Origin of the sequence: Fulvivirga lutimaris, from assembly GCF_009711525.1 — a bacterium.
Taxonomy (GTDB): domain Bacteria; phylum Bacteroidota; class Bacteroidia; order Cytophagales; family Cyclobacteriaceae; genus Fulvivirga; species Fulvivirga lutimaris.
In genome coordinates this window covers 1-17,551 of the sequence record NZ_SMLV01000428.1, presented here as the reverse complement: position 1 = coordinate 17,551, position 17,551 = coordinate 1, and the positions used below count along the sequence as shown (strand labels likewise).

At 37.1% G+C, this 17,551-nt stretch carries 16 protein-coding genes; 13 read left to right on the top strand and 3 right to left on the bottom strand.

What is annotated here, in order from left to right; all coding sequences use genetic code 11:
- Positions 1-3 precede the first annotated feature (3 nt).
- The 5 genes from rplQ to E1140_RS18400 all read left to right on the top strand — a co-directional run bounded on the left by rplQ (position 4) and on the right by E1140_RS18400 (position 3,998).
- A complete protein-coding gene (gene rplQ / locus E1140_RS18420; RefSeq protein WP_155187532.1) occupies positions 4-621 on the top strand; it encodes a 50S ribosomal protein L17 in 618 nt (205 codons plus the stop codon).
- 79 nt (positions 622-700) lie between these two features.
- On the top strand, positions 701-1,807 hold the full coding sequence (gene carA, locus E1140_RS18415) for a glutamine-hydrolyzing carbamoyl-phosphate synthase small subunit (protein ID WP_155187529.1): 1,107 nt from the start codon (positions 701-703) through the stop codon (positions 1,805-1,807).
- Positions 1,808-1,810: 3 nt separating this feature from the next.
- Positions 1,811-3,094, top strand: a complete 1,284-nt coding sequence (gene eno, locus E1140_RS18410; RefSeq protein ID WP_155187526.1) for a phosphopyruvate hydratase — start codon at positions 1,811-1,813, stop codon at positions 3,092-3,094.
- 80 nt (positions 3,095-3,174) lie between these two features.
- Positions 3,175-3,462: a septum formation initiator family protein gene (locus E1140_RS18405; protein ID WP_155187523.1), complete on the top strand. Its 288-nt coding sequence runs from the start codon at positions 3,175-3,177 to the stop codon at positions 3,460-3,462.
- On the top strand, positions 3,459-3,998 hold the full coding sequence (locus tag E1140_RS18400) for a hypothetical protein (protein WP_155187520.1): 540 nt from the start codon (positions 3,459-3,461) through the stop codon (positions 3,996-3,998). The genes E1140_RS18405 and E1140_RS18400 overlap by 4 nt, the downstream gene beginning before the upstream one ends.
- Here E1140_RS18400 and E1140_RS18395 read toward each other — a convergent pair.
- Positions 3,995-5,068 (bottom strand): Ldh family oxidoreductase, encoded by a 1,074-nt coding sequence (locus E1140_RS18395; RefSeq protein ID WP_155187517.1) that lies wholly within the window; start codon positions 5,066-5,068, stop codon positions 3,995-3,997. The two genes, E1140_RS18400 and E1140_RS18395, sit on opposite strands and share 4 nt — an antisense overlap.
- Positions 5,068-6,003, bottom strand: a complete 936-nt coding sequence (locus E1140_RS18390) for a Ppx/GppA phosphatase family protein (protein ID WP_155187514.1) — start codon at positions 6,001-6,003, stop codon at positions 5,068-5,070. The genes E1140_RS18395 and E1140_RS18390 overlap by 1 nt, the downstream gene beginning before the upstream one ends.
- Positions 6,004-6,109: 106 nt before the next feature.
- Between E1140_RS18390 and E1140_RS18385 the strand changes: the two genes are divergently transcribed.
- The 8 genes from E1140_RS18385 to E1140_RS18350 all read left to right on the top strand — a co-directional run bounded on the left by E1140_RS18385 (position 6,110) and on the right by E1140_RS18350 (position 16,265).
- Positions 6,110-7,696 (top strand): acyl-CoA carboxylase subunit beta, encoded by a 1,587-nt coding sequence (locus tag E1140_RS18385; RefSeq protein WP_155187674.1) that lies wholly within the window; start codon positions 6,110-6,112, stop codon positions 7,694-7,696.
- The gene (locus E1140_RS18380) at positions 7,696-8,394 is read left to right on the top strand and encodes an SDR family oxidoreductase (protein ID WP_155187511.1); all 699 of its coding nucleotides are present in this window, start codon (positions 7,696-7,698) and stop codon (positions 8,392-8,394) included. The genes E1140_RS18385 and E1140_RS18380 overlap by 1 nt, the downstream gene beginning before the upstream one ends.
- A 4-nt stretch (positions 8,395-8,398) precedes the next feature.
- Positions 8,399-9,469 carry a M42 family metallopeptidase gene (locus tag E1140_RS18375; RefSeq protein WP_155187508.1) on the top strand — a complete coding sequence of 357 codons (1,071 nt, stop codon included), beginning with the start codon at positions 8,399-8,401 and terminating at the stop codon, positions 9,467-9,469.
- A 117-nt stretch (positions 9,470-9,586) separates the two neighbouring features.
- Positions 9,587-10,108, top strand: a complete 522-nt coding sequence (locus E1140_RS18370; RefSeq protein WP_246203030.1) for a YfiR family protein — start codon at positions 9,587-9,589, stop codon at positions 10,106-10,108.
- Between the two features lie 131 nt (positions 10,109-10,239).
- Positions 10,240-13,530, top strand: coding sequence for a sigma 54-interacting transcriptional regulator (locus E1140_RS18365; RefSeq protein ID WP_155187505.1), 3,291 nt, complete (start codon positions 10,240-10,242; stop codon positions 13,528-13,530).
- A gap of 182 nt (positions 13,531-13,712) precedes the next feature.
- Positions 13,713-14,228 carry a YfiR family protein gene (locus tag E1140_RS18360; RefSeq protein ID WP_246203028.1) on the top strand — a complete coding sequence of 172 codons (516 nt, stop codon included), beginning with the start codon at positions 13,713-13,715 and terminating at the stop codon, positions 14,226-14,228.
- A 41-nt stretch (positions 14,229-14,269) separates the two neighbouring features.
- Entirely contained in the window at positions 14,270-15,415 is a 1,146-nt protein-coding gene (locus E1140_RS18355) for a PAS domain-containing sensor histidine kinase (RefSeq protein ID WP_185153670.1), read from the top strand.
- Positions 15,416-15,452: 37 nt separating this feature from the next.
- Positions 15,453-16,265 (top strand): ABC transporter substrate-binding protein, encoded by an 813-nt coding sequence (locus E1140_RS18350; protein WP_155187498.1) that lies wholly within the window; start codon positions 15,453-15,455, stop codon positions 16,263-16,265.
- Here E1140_RS18350 and E1140_RS18345 read toward each other — a convergent pair.
- Positions 16,217-17,443: a 3-phosphoshikimate 1-carboxyvinyltransferase gene (locus tag E1140_RS18345; RefSeq protein ID WP_185153669.1), complete on the bottom strand. Its 1,227-nt coding sequence runs from the start codon at positions 17,441-17,443 to the stop codon at positions 16,217-16,219. The genes E1140_RS18350 and E1140_RS18345 overlap by 49 nt on opposite strands.
- Positions 17,444-17,551: the final 108 nt, after the last annotated feature.

Here is a 17,551-nt window from a genome sequence, read left to right as displayed (position 1 = left end):
GAAATGAGACACGGTAAAAAAAATAATCACTTAGGTAGAACTGCATCACACAGAAGTGCAATGCTTTCTAACATGGCGTCTTCATTGATCACTGAAAAAAGAATTACTACAACTGTTGCTAAGGCTAAAGAACTTAGAAAATTTGTTGAGCCTATTCTTACAAAAGCAAAAGACGATACAACTCACTCTAGAAGGGTAGCTTTCTCTTATCTTAATGATAAGGATTCTGTTAAAATCCTTTTTGATGAGGTTGCAACTAAAATCGCTGACAGACCAGGAGGATATACAAGAATATTGAAAACTGGAAACAGACTAGGAGATAACGCAGATATGTGTATCATCGAGTTGGTTGATTACAATGAATTAATGCTTGGTGAGTCAGATGCTAAGAAGTCTAAGACTAGAAGAAGTAGAAGAGGTGGTAAATCAGCCAGTGCTGAAGCTGCTCCTGCTGCAGAGAAGAAAGAGACTAAAAAAGCTGAACCAAAAGCTGAGGCTGCTGTAGAAGAAGCTGAAGTTGTAGAGGAAGTAGAAGCTAAGACTGAAGAGAAAACTGAAGTTGAGAAAGTAGAAGAGCCTAAGGCTGAGAAAGAAAATAAAGGAGAAGATACTGAAAAGTAATTTTGAGATATCTTAAAAAATAAAAGGGATTAGATTTATATCTAATCCCTTTTTTTATTTTTGCATCAAACTAAAATTCATGAAGTTAAGCTTAAAGCAAAAGGCACATCTATTATTAGAGGATGGTTTCGTACTTGAAGGTACAGCTATCGGAAAGTTAGGTACATCTGGTGGAGAAATATGTTTCAATACTGGCATGACGGGATATCAGGAAATTTATACCGATCCTTCTTATTTCGGACAAATAATTGTAAACACTACCCCACATATAGGTAATTATGGTGTGGTGGATGTTGAACAAGAGTCTGAAACACCCAAAATTAGTGGATTGGTAGTTAATGACTATTCAAATATTCATAGTCGGTATACAGCTGATGAATCTCTTCAACAATACCTGGAGAAGAATAATGTAGTAGGTATAGCCGATGTTGACACCAGAATGCTAGTTAGGCACTTAAGAAGTAAAGGTGCTATGAATGCCATCATTTCATCTGAGCTTTCAGTAGATGAAATGAAAGTAAAACTCAAAGAAGTTCCATCAATGGATGGTTTAGAACTTTCTTCAGTTGTTTGCACGAAGGAGAGAAAGCACTTTGGAGAGCCCGATGCTGAATTTAAGGTTGCAGTACTGGATCTAGGTATAAAGAACAGCATTTTAAAGAATCTCGCTGCTCGCGGTGTTTATTGTGAGATTTTCCCAGCTAAATCTTCATTTGAAGAATTGAAGTCTTTCAATCCTGATGGTTATTTTATATCAAATGGTCCTGGTGATCCAGCAGTTATGGATTATGCTGTGGATACTGTTTCTAAAATGCTAGCCGAGGATAAGCCAATTTTCGGTATTTGTCTGGGGCACCAAATTATAGCTCGTGCTTGTGGTGTTGGTACTTATAAAATGCATCATGGACATCGAGGTTTAAATCATCCAATATTGAATTTACAAACTGGTTTGAGTGAGATTACCTCTCAAAACCATGGCTTTGTGGTCTCTGCTGAAGATGTTGAGAAATCAGACAAAGTAGAAGCTACACATACACACTTGAATGATAAAACTATTGCAGGTATTAAAGTGAAAGGCAAGAAGGCTTTTTCAGTTCAATATCACCCTGAATCATCACCAGGGCCTCACGACAGTAGGTATCTGTTTGATGATTTTATTCAGTTAATTAAAGATTCTAAAAAATAAATTATGAGCTTAATAGAGAGTATATACGCAAGACAAATCCTTGATTCAAGAGGTAATCCTACAATTGAAGTTGATGTAATTACTGAAAATGGTGTGCTAGGAAGAGCTGCTGTGCCTTCAGGTGCATCTACTGGTGAGCACGAAGCTGTAGAACTTAGAGATGAGGATAAGTCTAAATACATGGGTAAAGGTGTATTGAAAGCGGTTGAAAATGTTAATACGGACCTTGCTGATGAGTTAATTGGTTTTTCTGTTTTTGATCAGAAATTAATTGACAAAATTATGATTGAGGCTGACGGTACTCCTAATAAAGCTAAATTTGGTGCAAACGCTATTTTGGGTGTTTCTCTAGCGGTGGCTAAAGCTGCTGCAGCAGAGTTGGAAATGCCTTTGTACCGATACATAGGTGGTACTAATGCGTCAACACTGCCTGTGCCAATGATGAATATTATTAACGGTGGGTCACATTCTGATGCCCCTATTGCATTTCAGGAGTTTATGATTCGCCCTGTAGGTGCTCCTACTTTCAGCGAAGCACTTAGAATGGGTACTGAAGTATTCCATAATCTAAAAGCTATTATTAAAGAAAAAGGATTGAGTACTGCTGTTGGCGATGAAGGTGGATTTGCGCCTAATTTTGCTGGAGGTACTGAAGAGGCGCTAGAAAGCGTACTTAATGCAATAAAGAAGGCTGGTTACGAGCCAGGTAAAGATATTACTATCGCGCTAGATTGTGCTTCATCTGAATTTTACAATGATGGCAAGTATAACTATGCAAAATTTGAAGGTTCTAACGGAGCTGTAAGATCTAAAGAAGAGCAAGTTGACTATTTAGCATCGCTAGTTGATAACTACCCAATTGATTCAATTGAAGATGGTTGTGATGAGAATGACTGGGAAGGTTGGCAGATGCTTACTGCTAAAATTGGTCACAAGTGCCAGTTGGTAGGAGATGATTTGTTTGTGACTAACGTTAAGTTCTTAAAAAGAGGAATTGAAGAAAAAAGTGCGAACTCAATTTTGATTAAAGTAAATCAGATCGGAACATTAACTGAAACTTTAGATGCTATTGAAATGGCGCATAAAGCAGGGTTTACTGCAGTTATTTCACACAGATCTGGAGAGACTGAAGATGCAACTATTGCTGACATTGCAGTGGCAACTAATGCTGGTCAAATAAAGACTGGTTCTGCTTCTCGTTCTGATAGAATGGCTAAGTATAACCAATTGCTAAGGATTGAAGAAGAGCTTGGAGAGACTGCTTTTTTTCCTTCTAATAAGGCCTAAGAGAACATAAATTGAAAAGCCAGATTTTAACAATCTGGTTTTTCTTCTTATATTCACTACATATTTTTTAAACTGAAATTATGAAACTGCCCAAATTCACGCGGAACTTTTATTTTTTGTTCAGTTTCTTTTTTGTCATTTGGATGCTGTTTATTGACACCAATGACTTTTATACCCAATACAAACTCAATCAGAAACGCAAGAACTTAGAAGATCTAAAAGAGTACTATCTAGAGAAAATCTCTGAAGTAAAAGAAGATCGTGATGAGTTGTTTAGTAGTGATGAGCTGCTAGAGAAATATGCGAGAGAGAAGTACCTGATGAAAAAGGAAACCGAAGATTTGTTTATTGTGGTTGAAGAAGAATGAAAAGATTAACCTTATTCTTAACATTTATTATTCCTTCCCTAACCTTCGCACAGGGGTCCGAAGAGATTGAAGGCAATAGTCTAAAAGATAGAATCTATTTTGGAGGAAATCTAGGGCTGCAATTTGGAACCATTACCAATATAGAAGTCTCTCCACTTGTTGGTTATAGACTTACTAATGATTTTTCTGTAGGGGTAGGTATCACTTACATTTACTTCAAAACAAATTATAATAATTATCCCGACTTCGAAACCAATATTTATGGTTACCGCTTATTCGGCAGGTACAGTATCACTGAGCAGTTTTATGCAACTGCCGAATATGAAAACCTGAGTCTTGAGTTCTATAATTTCAATGATGGCTCAATTAGACGAGAATGGGTTCCAGGTGCATTTGTCGGTGGCGGTTATTTTCAACCAATAGGCAGAAATGCAGGCTTTAATATTGCAGTGTTGTACAATGTACTTCATGATGACTTACGATCACCTTACAACAGTCCTTGGGTTTTTAGGATTGGTATAACCGCTGGCTTTTAGAAATCTAATTTGAACTTCTCAGCGAGTTCCTTAAGATCTTTCACCACATTCTCATTCAAAGGAATCCCGTTCTTACTTCTTTCGGCTTCAAATTCTCTTTCAGGATCACCAGGTATTAAAACCTTTTTGCCTTCAACAGCCTTTGTTTCCCTAAATCTACTTATCCAATTGTCCATGTGGCTCTTAAACTCATCGGCAGGCCTCCAAGCGTCTATTCTCATAGCTCCTAGAAAATGACCTAACCCTTCACCAACAGGATTGTCAGACAAGGGTAAGAAGCTGACAAATGGTGGAGCCCAGGGACCATAGTTGGCACCAGAAAATACAGCGGAAAAAATATCTACAATTGACCCAAGTGCATAACCTTTATGACTACCATGTTCTCTATCACCACCTAGGGGTAGCAATGCACCACCTTGTTTTATTTCATTGGCGTTGGTTGATGATGTGCCGTCTTTCTTCTGAACCCAGCCTAAAGGGGCATCCTTATTTTTTCTCTGGAGTATCTCTAGCTTTCCGTTAGCTGCAGTTGTTGTTGCAAGGTCTGCCACAAATGGAGGTTGATTTTTTGTTGGAATTGAAACGGCAATCGGATTTGTACCCAGCATTCTTTCAGTAGCAAAGGTAGGTGCCACTAAAGGACTTGCATTTGTCATTGCAATACCAATCATGTCTTTTTCTAAGCCCATCATGGCATGATAGCCGGCAATACCAAAGTGATTGGAATTCTTCACACTCACCCAGCCGGTACCAACTTCATTGGCTTTTTTCATAGCTATCTCCATTGCTTTTGGCGCTACAACCAGACCCAAACCCGAATCTCCATCAACAACAGCTGTACTTGGAGTTTCATGTACTACTTTGATGTCAGGTGTTGGATTTACCCTGTCATTTTCCCATAGCCTGACGTAGCCAATTAACCTAGCCACACCATGAGAATCTATTCCTCTCAAATCAGCCTGAAGAAGCACTTGCGTAGCTAATTTGGCATCATCATCTGAACAACCGATGCTTTTAAATATTGATTGAGTAAATGTTTTTAACTTTTCTACTGAAAAAACCTGATCCATTATTTCAATTCACCTTTTAACAATTCCGCTAACACACCTTCTTTTAAAGCATGTGTTGAAACTCTTATGTTATCAAACGTATATTTATTAAGTATAAAGTTGAGCAAACTTGATGCAACCACAATCATATCAACCCTTAATTCTATCATGCCGGGGATTTTCATTCTTGACGCTCTATCTTTTTTAATTAGATCATGATGGATTTTGCTAAAAGCATCTAATGTTAGTGGGGTTTCTTTGTCTTCAACTCTTTTTTGTAATCCAGCTTGTAAGCAATAAATATCACTAAGCGTATCAAAAGTACCTGATGACCCAATCAGTTCACTAGGCTGCCACTTGTTTAAAGCTTTAAACAATGGAGTTAATTTATCTTCAAAATATGTATTTAATTCTATTATTTCTGAAGGCAAAATCGGATCAGATTTGTGAAATAGGTCCACTAGTCTTTGTGCCCCAATTTCAAAACTTCTTCGCCACAGGATGTTTTGATGACTTCCAATAATAAATTCTACACTACCACCTCCAATATCCATGACTAATGCAGGGCTAGTCCCAACATTAACAGCAGCATCTACTCCTTTAAATATCAAATCTGCCTCTGCTTCTCCGGGAATTATTTCGATGCTTATACCAGTTCTTTTTTTAATTAGATCGCGAAGTTCAGTGCCATTGGCAGCATTACGAAAAGCGCTTGTGGCAAAAGCATGAACAAACTTGACGCTTTGATTTTTAATTTCTGAGGCAAAGTAATCGAGCGCATTTAAAGCTCTTTCAAAAGCCTCAGGGATAATGATATTGTTATTAATTCCACCCTCACCAATTTTTACAGCTACTTTTTCTTTAAAAAGAATACGGGTTTGATCATTGACAAACTCAACGATTAGTAGATGGAAGGTGTTAGTTCCACAATCAATTATTGCTAATTTTTCGGTCATTGTGGTTAAAATTTTGCGCAATATACCAATTCGATTTTTAAAATTGGTATCAAGCTAAATGCATTCTATTTTATTTATCTTTGACACTTTAGCAACATTTTTAAACATGCCGGATAAGCCAACAAAAAGGGTATATACCCTTCCAACAAAAGAAGAAAAATTTAAGTTACTAGAAGAGAAAAACGAAGAGGCGCTACTTGGTGGTGGAGCGGATAGAATTGCAGCTCAGCACAAAAAGGGTAAGCTCAGCGCAAGAGAAAGGGTTCATCTTTTATTGGATGAAGGTTCTTTTGAGGAGATAGGAAAATTTGTGATGCATCGCTGCAAAGATTTTGGTCTTGATAAACAGTATTATTTAGGTGATGGAGTAGTTACAGGTTACGGAACTGTCAACGGAAGACTTATTTACGTCTTTTCACAAGACTTCACCGTTTTTGGAGGATCACTTTCAGAAACGCACGCGGAAAAGATTGTGAAAATCATGGAATTGGCCATGCAAAATGGGGCACCACTAATTGGATTAAATGATTCAGGCGGAGCCAGAATTCAGGAGGGAGTAGTTTCTCTTGGTGGCTATGCAGATATTTTTTATAGAAATACCTTGGCCTCTGGGGTAATACCTCAAATTTCGGCTATAATGGGACCATGTGCTGGTGGAGCAGTTTACTCACCAGCAATTACAGATTTTATTCTCATGGTTGAAAACACATCTTACATGTTTGTTACCGGACCAAACGTGGTTAAAACGGTAACTCAAGAGAATGTAACCGCTGAAGAATTAGGTGGAGCAAGCACGCATAGCACCAAAAGTGGTGTTACACATTTCTCATGCGCAAATGAAGTTGAGTGTATCAATAACATAAAGGCATTGTTAAGCTACATGCCCCAGAATTGCGAGGAAGATGCTCCGGTTTTAGATTATGAATTGAATGGCGAAGAAAAGGTAGAGTCTTTAAATGATATAATTCCAGATAATCCTAATCAACCATATGACATGAGGGAGGTTATAGAAGGCATTGTAGATGCTGATACCTTCATGGAAGTTCATAAAAATTTCGCTGATAATATTGTTGTAGGATTTGCTCGTATTGGTGGCAGAAGCATTGGGATTGTTGGGAATCAACCAGCTTCTTTGGCCGGAGTACTAGATATTGATGCCAGTACTAAAGGTGCCCGATTTGTAAGATTCTGTGACTGCTTTAATATTCCACTTCTAGTTTTAGAGGATGTTCCAGGATTTTTACCAGGAACAGATCAGGAATGGAATGCGATCATAACAAATGGAGCTAAGTTACTTTATGCTTTTAGCGAAGCAACAGTTCCAAGAATAACGGTAATTACCAGAAAGGCTTACGGGGGAGCATATGATGTAATGAATTCTAAGCACATTGGTGCGGATATGAATTACGCGTGGCCAACCGCAGAAATAGCCGTAATGGGTGCCAAAGGTGCTTCTGAAATTATTTTCAAGAAGGAGATTTCAGAAGCTGAGGATTCAGAGGCCAAGCTTCAGGAGAAGGTAGATGAATACACAGATAAATTTGCAAACCCCTACCGTGCGGCACATAGAGGTTACATTGATGAGGTAATTATGCCTGAAGATACCAGAGCTAAATTGATAAGGGCATTCAAAATGCTTGAAAATAAAGTGGCCACTTTACCTAAAAAGAAACACGGGAATATACCATTGTAATGCAAAAAGTAGCCATAGTTACCGCTGCAAGTCAGGGCATGGGTGAGGCTTGTGCTAGAAAACTGGCTCAGGAAGGTTATCAATTGGCTTTGATGTCTCGGTCGGTAAAAATCAATGACTTGGCCTCAGAATTAAATGGAATTTCAGTTTGTGGAGATGTCACGAACCCTGAAGATTTGTCAAAGCTAGTAGATATTACCTTAGGCAAATATGGTAAGATAGATGCTGTAATTAATAATACCGGTCATCCTGCCAAAGGACCTTTATTAGAGTTGAGCTCTGAAGATTGGCATAGTGCGCTTGATTTAATTTTGTTGAATGTAGCTAACATGGCTAAGCTGGTCACTCCTATAATGAAGAAAAATGATGGAGGAAGCATAGTTAATATTTCAACTTTTGCAGCGTTTGAACCAAACAAGGCGTTTCCAATTTCATCAGTATTACGAGCAGCCCTGGGTAGTTACACCAAGTTGTTTGCTGATGAATACGCTAAGGATAATATTAGAATGAACAATTTACTTCCTGGATTCATTGATAGTTATGATGTGTCTGATGATACTTTAAAGAATATACCAATGGGAAGATCAGGCAAAGTGGAAGAAGTTGCTGTAACAGCCGCTTTTTTACTTTCAGAAGGTGCTGGATATATTACAGGGCAAAACATTAGAGTTGATGGAGGAATAACACGATCAGTATAAAGATATGGATAAACAGAGTAGAGCATTTTTAGATAAGTATTTAAATAATTCATCGCCAACAGGTTTTGAAAAGTCGGGCCAGCAAATTTGGCTTGATTATATAAAACCCTATGTTGACACTCATTTTACGGACACTTACGGCACAGCGGTAGGAGTAATAAATCCTGATGCTAAGTATAAAGTAGTCATAGAGGCTCATGCAGATGAGATCTCGTGGTTCGTTAATTATATTACAGAGGAAGGATATATTTATGTGAGAAGAAATGGTGGCTCTGATCATCAAATTGCCCCCTCTAAAAGAGTCAATATTTATACTAAGAAAGGAATTGTTAAAGGTGTATTTGGCTGGCCAGCAATCCATGTTAGACGAGATAAAACGGAAGAGCAGCCTTCTCTCAAAAATATATTTGTTGATATAGGCTGTAGCTCAAAAGAAGAAGTTGAAAAATTAGGGGTGCACGTTGGCTGTGTCATGACTTTTGATGACGAGCTAATTGACCTTAACAAAAATTTCCTCGTTGGCAGGGCTTTAGATAATAGAATTGGTGGTTATATGATCGCTGAAGTTGCCCGATTGCTCAAGGAGAAAAAGAACAAACTTGATTTCGGTTTGTATGTTGTAAATGCAGTTCAAGAAGAAGTTGGATTGAGAGGGGCTCAGATGATTGCTGAGACTATTTGTCCCAATTTGGCACTCGTGACGGATGTGTGTCATGAAACTACATCGCCAATGTACAATAAAATTGAAAGTGGATATCAAAAAGCAGGTAATGGACCAGTTTTAACTTATGGCCCTGCAGTACATAATAATGTGCTGGATATGATTATTGATGTTGCTGAAAAAAATAAGATTCCTTTTCAAAGAGCAGCTGCGTCAAGGGCTACGGGGACAGATACGGACGCTTTTGCTTATTCAAACAAGGGAGTGGCATCGGCATTAATTAGCCTTCCTTTGAAATATATGCACACCACAGTTGAAACAGTACACAAATCAGATGTTGATAATGTTATAAAACTAATTCATTCGTTTCTATTAGCGCTTCAAAACGGGCACGATTTTAGTTACTTGAAGTAATGGTACGGAGTTATTTCTGTAATTAACTTACATTCAACAGTTTGAGAACACTAGAATGTTTCTAATCATGGTTGTGTTTCGTACTTTTGTTATTACTTCTTTAAAAGTCTAATAGTTATGAAAACCATCAGAACAATTTTTTTACTTAGTATTTGTGCAATTTTTTCATTTAGTAATGCGACAGCCCAAGATCGTCCAGAGCACGAACTGCATGCAATGATGATCTATAATTTCTTGAAATATATCCAGTGGCCAGGAGATAAAAACTCTGGTGAATTTGTTATTGGTGTATTGAGAGATGACAATGTATATAATACTCTAAATACATGGTACGGTAATAAAGAAAGAGGTGGAAAGAAATTTATAATTAAAAGCTTTAATTCTGCAGCTGAGATTTCAAACTGCCAGTTGTTATATGTAGGTTCAGGTGCTAGTAACCAATTCGATGATGTTTTAGCCAAATTGGGATCAGAAGCCACATTAACAGTTTCTAACAGGAGAGGTTTAGGTGAGAAGGGAAGCTGTATCAACTTTAAAGTATTAGACGGACGCTTAAAATTTGAATTGAATCAAGCCGCTATGGACAAAGCTAGCTTAAAGACATCTAGTCAGCTTTCAGCAATGGCAATATTGATATAGAGAAAAGATAATTTAAAGTAAAAGGTCGGCTAATGCCGACCTTTTTTTGTTTAAATTCTTCAGTTGCTATTTAATATAGTAGCTAGTTCATATTTTATCCATTATTTTTATTAAATACCATTTTAACCTTGATGGAAGTAGCTAAGGCAAATATTGAAAGTCTTGCACACTTTAGTGTGGAAAGTGCGCCTATGGCAATTTATTGGGTGACTGAGAATGGAATTATAGCCAATGTTAATGAAGCAGCTTGCCAGATGCTTGGTTATGATAGGTCTGAGTTGATAGGTGCAAAGGTGCCTGATATCAATCCTGAATTTTCGATTAAAAGTTTCCGAGAACATTTTTTAGAACTGATTCAAACAAATAAAATACATTTTGAATCGACCCAGCTGACCAAAGAGGGAAAGGAGATAGAGGTTGAGATTGTTACTAATCTGGTTGAATTCGAAGATCGAAAGTATGCATGTTCCTTCATTACTGATATTGCTGCCAGAAAAAGAATGGAGCATGAAATGCTGGAAAATGAGGAGAGGTGGAAAGTTGGGCTTGAAATATTAAATGAAGGTGTATGGGATTGGGATCTAAGTGCAGAGAAAGTCTTTTTTTCGAGGCAGTTTGCTGAGAATTTGGGATATAAAAAAAATCAGATAATAAACTTCATCAAGATTTGGAATGATATCATCCACCCTGATGATAAGCAGAAGTATAAAATTCGTCTTATTGATCACCTAAAGGGCTTAACTGATCGCTATGAGTCCGAACATCGACTAAAAACCCAAACGGGGGAGTATAGATGGTTTAAGGATAGAGGAATGGTTATTAAAAGAGATGCCAATGGCCGAGCGATAAGAATGATTGGTAGTAGCCTGGATGTAACTGAAAGAATAGATGCGGAAAAAAGCGAAAAGCTTAGTCACCAGGAATTTAAAGAACTTTCTCAGCAGGCTTTAGCCGAGAGTCAAAGCAAATTTCAAAACATTCTTAATTATTCAAATGATGCAATTCTAATACTGGAAGCTGAAAACCAGACTATAGCCGAAGCTAATCCCAAAGCGTCTCAACTTTTCGGAATAGAGAAAAGTGATTTCTCTGGAAGAAAAATATCTGAATTTCTACCAAAGCAGGAATCAGCTATTAATTCTTTTTTAGATCAAGTTATAGCAACTAGAATTGGTCATTCTGAGCAGTTCGTTTTACGCGACTTCAATGGGGAGAATGTAGCTGCTGAGGTTTCAGCGTCTTATCTATCATTAGATAATGAGAAAGGCATTCTTGCTGTAATTCAGCCCGTGTCTGACGAGAAACACATTGAAAGCATTTTGAATCAGATAGTTGAAGAAGCCCTGTCCAAAACGAGGATGGACTTTGTTCCAAACTTTATTGAAAAAACTGCTGCAGTAGTTGGGGTCAGATGTGTGGGTATTTCTCAGGTTGTAGACCAAAATACCAGTGAGTTACAAGTCGTGAGCTTATGGAATAAGGATAAATTTGAAAAACCGTATCGTTACGGAATTAGCGGAGCACCTGTTCAAAAGGTCTTTGAGGACGGTTTGACCTACTTTCGTGATGGCGTGTCCAAATCCTTTCCTAAAGATGTTTTTTTAACTCAAATGAATGCAGAAGGCTATCTGGCTGTTCCCGTTTTTGATTCGTCAAAAAGAATTATTGGCCACTTTTTTATGATTGATGACAAGCCTCTGGAAAGAAAACCATGGGTAGAGTCATTATTGAAAATTGGGGCTAATCGCATGGGGTTGGAAATAGAAAGAAAGAAAGTAGAAGATGAGCTAAAGGAAAGAGTAGAGTTGGAAGGCCTGGTTTCGGAAATTTCTACCCGATTCATAAATACCACATCAAGCAAACTTTCAGAAAGTATTAGCTGGGCACTAAAGGAGATTGGAGAATATGTTAAAGTAGATAGAAGCTACATATTTAAACTTAGTGATGATAAACAATCGGCTTCAACGACAAATGAGTGGGTAAGAAGTGATATCAAATCACTGAAAAAGGAATTTCAATTGGTGAAAAAGGTAGACTACCCCTGGCCATTTGAGTTGCTGGAAAGTAAGAGGCTTTTACTAATTCAAGACATTGATGATACAGGAGAAGACCTTGGAGCTTTTAAAGAGGTATTTCATCAGTATGGTATAAAGTCTATGCTTAACGTGCCTATGGTAGTTCAAAATAAGATTTACGGTTTTCTCGGCTTTGACTCTGAAGAAATAAAAAATTGGTCTATTAATGATATTGTACTGCTGAAGCTTGTCGCTGAAGTTATTGTAAACACTATTGAGAGAGTAACTTTTGAGGAGAGTCTGAAGAAGATGAATGACACCCTTGAGCAAGAAGTTAAAGACAGAACTCAGGAATTATCCAATGCCAATGAGGAACTTGAAAGTGCTTTAAATGAGGTTAAGGACCTTAGAGATAAGCTTGAGGCTGAAAATATTTACCTGAAAGAGGAAATTGAATCAGGCAATAATTTTGAAAATATCATAAGTCAGGATAAGGACTTTAAAAAGGTCTTGTTAGAAATGGAGTATGTGGCTAAGACGACTTCTACCGTTCTTATTTTAGGAGAAACAGGGACAGGGAAGGAAGTTATTTCAAAGGCACTACACAACTTAAGCGACAGAAAAGATAAACCTCTCATAAAGATTAATTGTGCAGCGTTGCCAGCAACATTAATAGAGAGCGAGCTTTTTGGTCATGAAAAGGGAGCTTTTACAGGTGCTGCAAATGTTAAACAAGGAAGATTTGAACTAGCCAGTGGAGGAACTTTATTTTTAGATGAAGTAGGTGAAATGCCAATTGAATTGCAGCCAAAACTACTAAGGGCACTTCAAGAAGGAGAAATAGAGAGGCTGGGAGGTACGAAAACAATAAAGGTAGACGTAAGATTGATTGCAGCTACCAATAAAGATTTAGAAAAAGGGGTAGAAGACGGAACCTTTAGGTCTGACTTATTTTACAGATTGAATGTGTTTCCTATAAACATTCCACCTCTAAGAGATCGAAAGGATGATATTAGGTTATTGGTGAATCATTTTGTTCAGAAATACAATGCTAAGCTTGGCAAGCAGATTAACAAGATACCTCAGAACATCATTAGTCAACTTGAAAAATACAACTGGCCTGGCAACGTCAGGGAGCTCGAAAACATAATAGAACGAGCCGTTATTATTAGTCCTTCTTCCCAACTCAAATTGGGAGATTGGTTCTTGTCTAATGCCAAATCAAGCAGCACAACAAATTCAGATAAATTTGAAAGTCTTGAAAAAACGGAAAAGGCGTATATTACTAAAGTATTGTCTAAAACTAACTGGAAAATTAGCGGACCAGGCGGTGCCGCTGAGATTTTAGACTTGAAACCCACCACACTTGAGAGCCGAATTAAAAAGCTAGGAATTACCAAGCCTTAATTCACGATATTTCGTGAATTCACGATATTTCGTGAATTAATTTCATTTCTGTTAACTTGTGATTTATCGATAAAGCGGCATTTATCAGCTTTAAATGACGTTTTTAGCCTGTATATTATTTTTGGCACTGCATTTGTAATGTGGAGAGCATTGTCCAACTAGTTTATTAAAAACAATTTAAAATGAAAAAATTAATTTCGACTTTCGCTCTTTCAATGTTACTTTTCACATCAATCAATGCTGGAAGTGACAGACCCATTCACGAAATCCACTCTATGATGATTTATAACTTCATCAAATACATCCAGTGGCCAGGTTATGACTCTTCTCAAGACTTTGTTATCGGAGTTATCGGAGAAGATGATGTTTTCAATACCTTAAATACTTGGTATAATGGAAAAGTTAGAGGAGACAAAAAATTCTTAGTTAAGAAATTCAATTCAGCAAATGATATTACAGGTTGCCACATTATATATGTAGGTAAAAAACAAGGTAATGCATTTGATGCAATCAACAGAAAAGTTACAGGTTACCCTACATTAACTATCACTGATACTCCAGGATTAGGAGTTAAAGGTAGCTCAATCAATTTCAAAACGGTAGATGATAAACTTGCTTTTGAATTGAACCAAAAAGCAATTGATAAGGCTAATTTGAAAGTTAGCGGTCAGTTAGCAGCAATGGCTATAATGATATAAGGTATCTTGTTTAGCTATCATCAATCGCAATGATTGAAAATATGACTGAATTTGATCTAATCAAGTTTTCAGCCACAGGAGAAGAAGGAATTGCGTTGAATGAGGAGGAAAAAATGTTCAGATCTATAATTGAAAGATCTAATGACATTATCATAATAACAGGGGGTGATTATCTCATAAAGTATATCACCCCTTCTGTTAAAATGTTGTTAGGCATGGAGCCTGAAGAGGTACAGGGAAAAAGTCTATTTGATTTCATTGATCCTGCAAAGGAAACATCATTAAAGGAATTTGTAAAATCTAATAATGACAGCTTAAAAGATAAACTTACAGAAGTTTGCCTTCAGGCTAAGAAAGGAAAAACTGTCTTTTTTGATGTAACAATATCCAACTTATTGGATCATAACAAAATTGAAGGGCTTGTAATTAACCTTCATGATATCACTGCCAGAAAGCTTGCTGAAGAAAAGCTTCAAAAGGCTAATCACGAGTTAGATCAATTTATCTACAAAACTTCACATGACTTAAGGGCCCCATTACTATCTGCTCTTGGACTAGTGGAGTTGGCAGAAAGAGATCCTGAAAAGGAGAGCCATAATTATCTGCGGATGATTAAAATGAGCCTTAATAAGCTCGATAATTTCATTGAAGATATTAATAGTTTCTATCGTAATGAGAAGCTGGCTATCAGAAATGAAAGGATAAATTTTGATGAAATTGTGAAGGATGAATTGAATCAACTGACCAATTTCTATAATACAGATAATGTTAAGGTCAATTATAACCTTAACAGGATATCAGATTTATACTCTGATTCTGTGAGAATAAGAACAATACTTACTAATGTGATTTCAAACGCATTGAAGTATAGTGATAAAGGTAAAGATGAATCTTTTATCAATATAAACATTCAAGTGACACCAGATGAGTGTTTGATAAAAGTTGAAGATAATGGTATCGGAATCAGGCAGCAATACATGGGCAATATCTTCGATATCTTTTACAGGGCGGATGAGAACGCGAAAGGTTCTGGTTTGGGTTTGTATATAGTAAAAGATACGATTGATAAACTTGGTGGACATGTCCAGGTATTTTCTGAATATGGTAAAGGGACAACCTTTACCATATCCGTACCTAATTTTTTGAATGTGGCTCCCGGTAATTTAAGCCTAGTCACTAAAAGCTAATTTTTTAAATCTTCCTGCGTGTTCTAGATTTGTGCAGATGGGTGCAGGAAGTATTTTTATTGACCAGATGGGATATGAGGTAGGGGTGCCTCATATACCCACGAGGGTCATCTCACTAGTCCCTTCTCAAACAGAACTACTTTACCATTTGGGTCTTCAGGACTCTATTGTGGGAATAACCAAGTTTTGCATACATCCTGATGATGGTGTTAAAGGCAAAACAAAAGTAGGAGGAACAAAACATTTTAATTTTGACATTATAGAAAGCCTCAACCCCGACTTGATTATTGGTAACAAGGAAGAGAACTACCAAGAGGGCATTGAGCAACTGAAAAGGCAATATCCTGTTTGGATGAGCGATATTGATTCGCTAGGCTCATCATTGGATATGATTCAACAGATAGGCGCTATTTTTGGTAAAGAAGATAGAGCTAATATTTTAGCTGATTCGATTCGAGTTAATTTTAATTTGCTCCCAAAATTCAAATCATTGAGTGCTTTATATTTCATCTGGAACAATCCTAAGATGGTTGCAGGTTCAGGCACATTCATCAATGAAATAATGAATCTTGGAGGTTTTGAAAATATGATTTCAGTAGATCGGTACCCAATTCTGAATGATGATGACTTAAAATGCCTGAGTCCTGAAGTTATTTTACTTTCAAGCGAACCATTTCCATTTGCAGAAAAGCATATTGAGCAGTTTGAAGAAATATTTCCTAAGTCTCAGATTCTTATTGTAGACGGAGAAATGTTTTCCTGGTATGGCAGCAGGCTTTTATCAACTCCTGATTATTTAATTCAACTTCGAGAAAGGTTAATTCCAACTTTTTCAAAATCTTCCCAATAGCTAGGGTATGATTTATTCACTACTTCAGGATCTTCAATAGCAATATCCATTAGCATGCATAGTGGTGCAAAAGCCATGGCCATTCTGTGATCTTCATAGGTATCAAAAGTAACTTGTTTTGCAGGAAGCACTGAGCTGGGGGTCAATGTCCAGGTGTTTTCACTTTCACCAAGGACAGCGCCTATTTTATTTAATTCTGTTTGTAGTGCAAGTATTCTGTCTGTTTCTTTTATTCTTAAACTTTCGAGTCCTGTGAAATTACCTTTAATACCTTTAGCAGCACAAATAACGGCTACAGTTTGCGCTAAATCTGGGCAGTCAGTAAAGTCGAAACTAAATTCATTTTGATGATTAATCTTTTTTAAGGTCGCACCTGATTGATTAAAAACTGTTTCTACTCCAAGGCTTGTCATCATTTTAGTCAAGATACTATCACCTTGTAGGGCGGGTAATTTTATGCCTTTAATCTCCACACTTGAGTTGCTACTTAATGCTACCATACTGTACCAATAGCTTGCGGCTGACCAATCTGGTTCTACGCTGTAATTTGCTACTGTATATTTTTGTGGACTAACCTTTACGGTACTACCTTCAAAATTAGCGTTAACCCCATATGATTTCATTACAGCCAGTGTCATTGTAATGTAAGGACGACTTCCAATTTTTCCGGTTAGGTTTAGTTCAAGTCCATTTTTTAATAATGGGGCTATCATCAAAAGTGCAGATATATACTGACTACTTATATCACCAGGTATATCCAACTGTTTCTTTTCACTATCCTTAAAACCATTGAGTTTGATAGGAGGGTAGCCATCTTTCTTTTGGTATTCTATTTCAGCGCCTAGTTCTCTTAGCGCGTTTACAAGAATTCCAATTGGGCGATTCTGCATTCGATCAGAACCGGTTAATATATTCTTCCGATTTGTGACAGACAGATATGCCGTTAAGAATCTCATGGTTGTACCAGCATCTAAGACATCCAAAATATCTTCATCACTAGCCAATAGCCTTATCATCGTCTGGGTATCACGGGCCTCTGAGAGGTTATCTATTGCAGAATTTCCACCGGCCAATGCGTCTATAATAAGAGCTCTGTTAGAAATACTCTTAGATGCAGGTAAGCTTAGTTGAACTTTGTTAAAGTCGGACTGTTTTTTTATAAATATTGTACTATTCACTTATATTTTTTTAGCATCTATGTAAACTATAATGGCTCAAATATCGTATATATATTACGTTGGTACAATTTGTGTTTATAGTTAGCAATAGAAAATTAAAAGATGAAA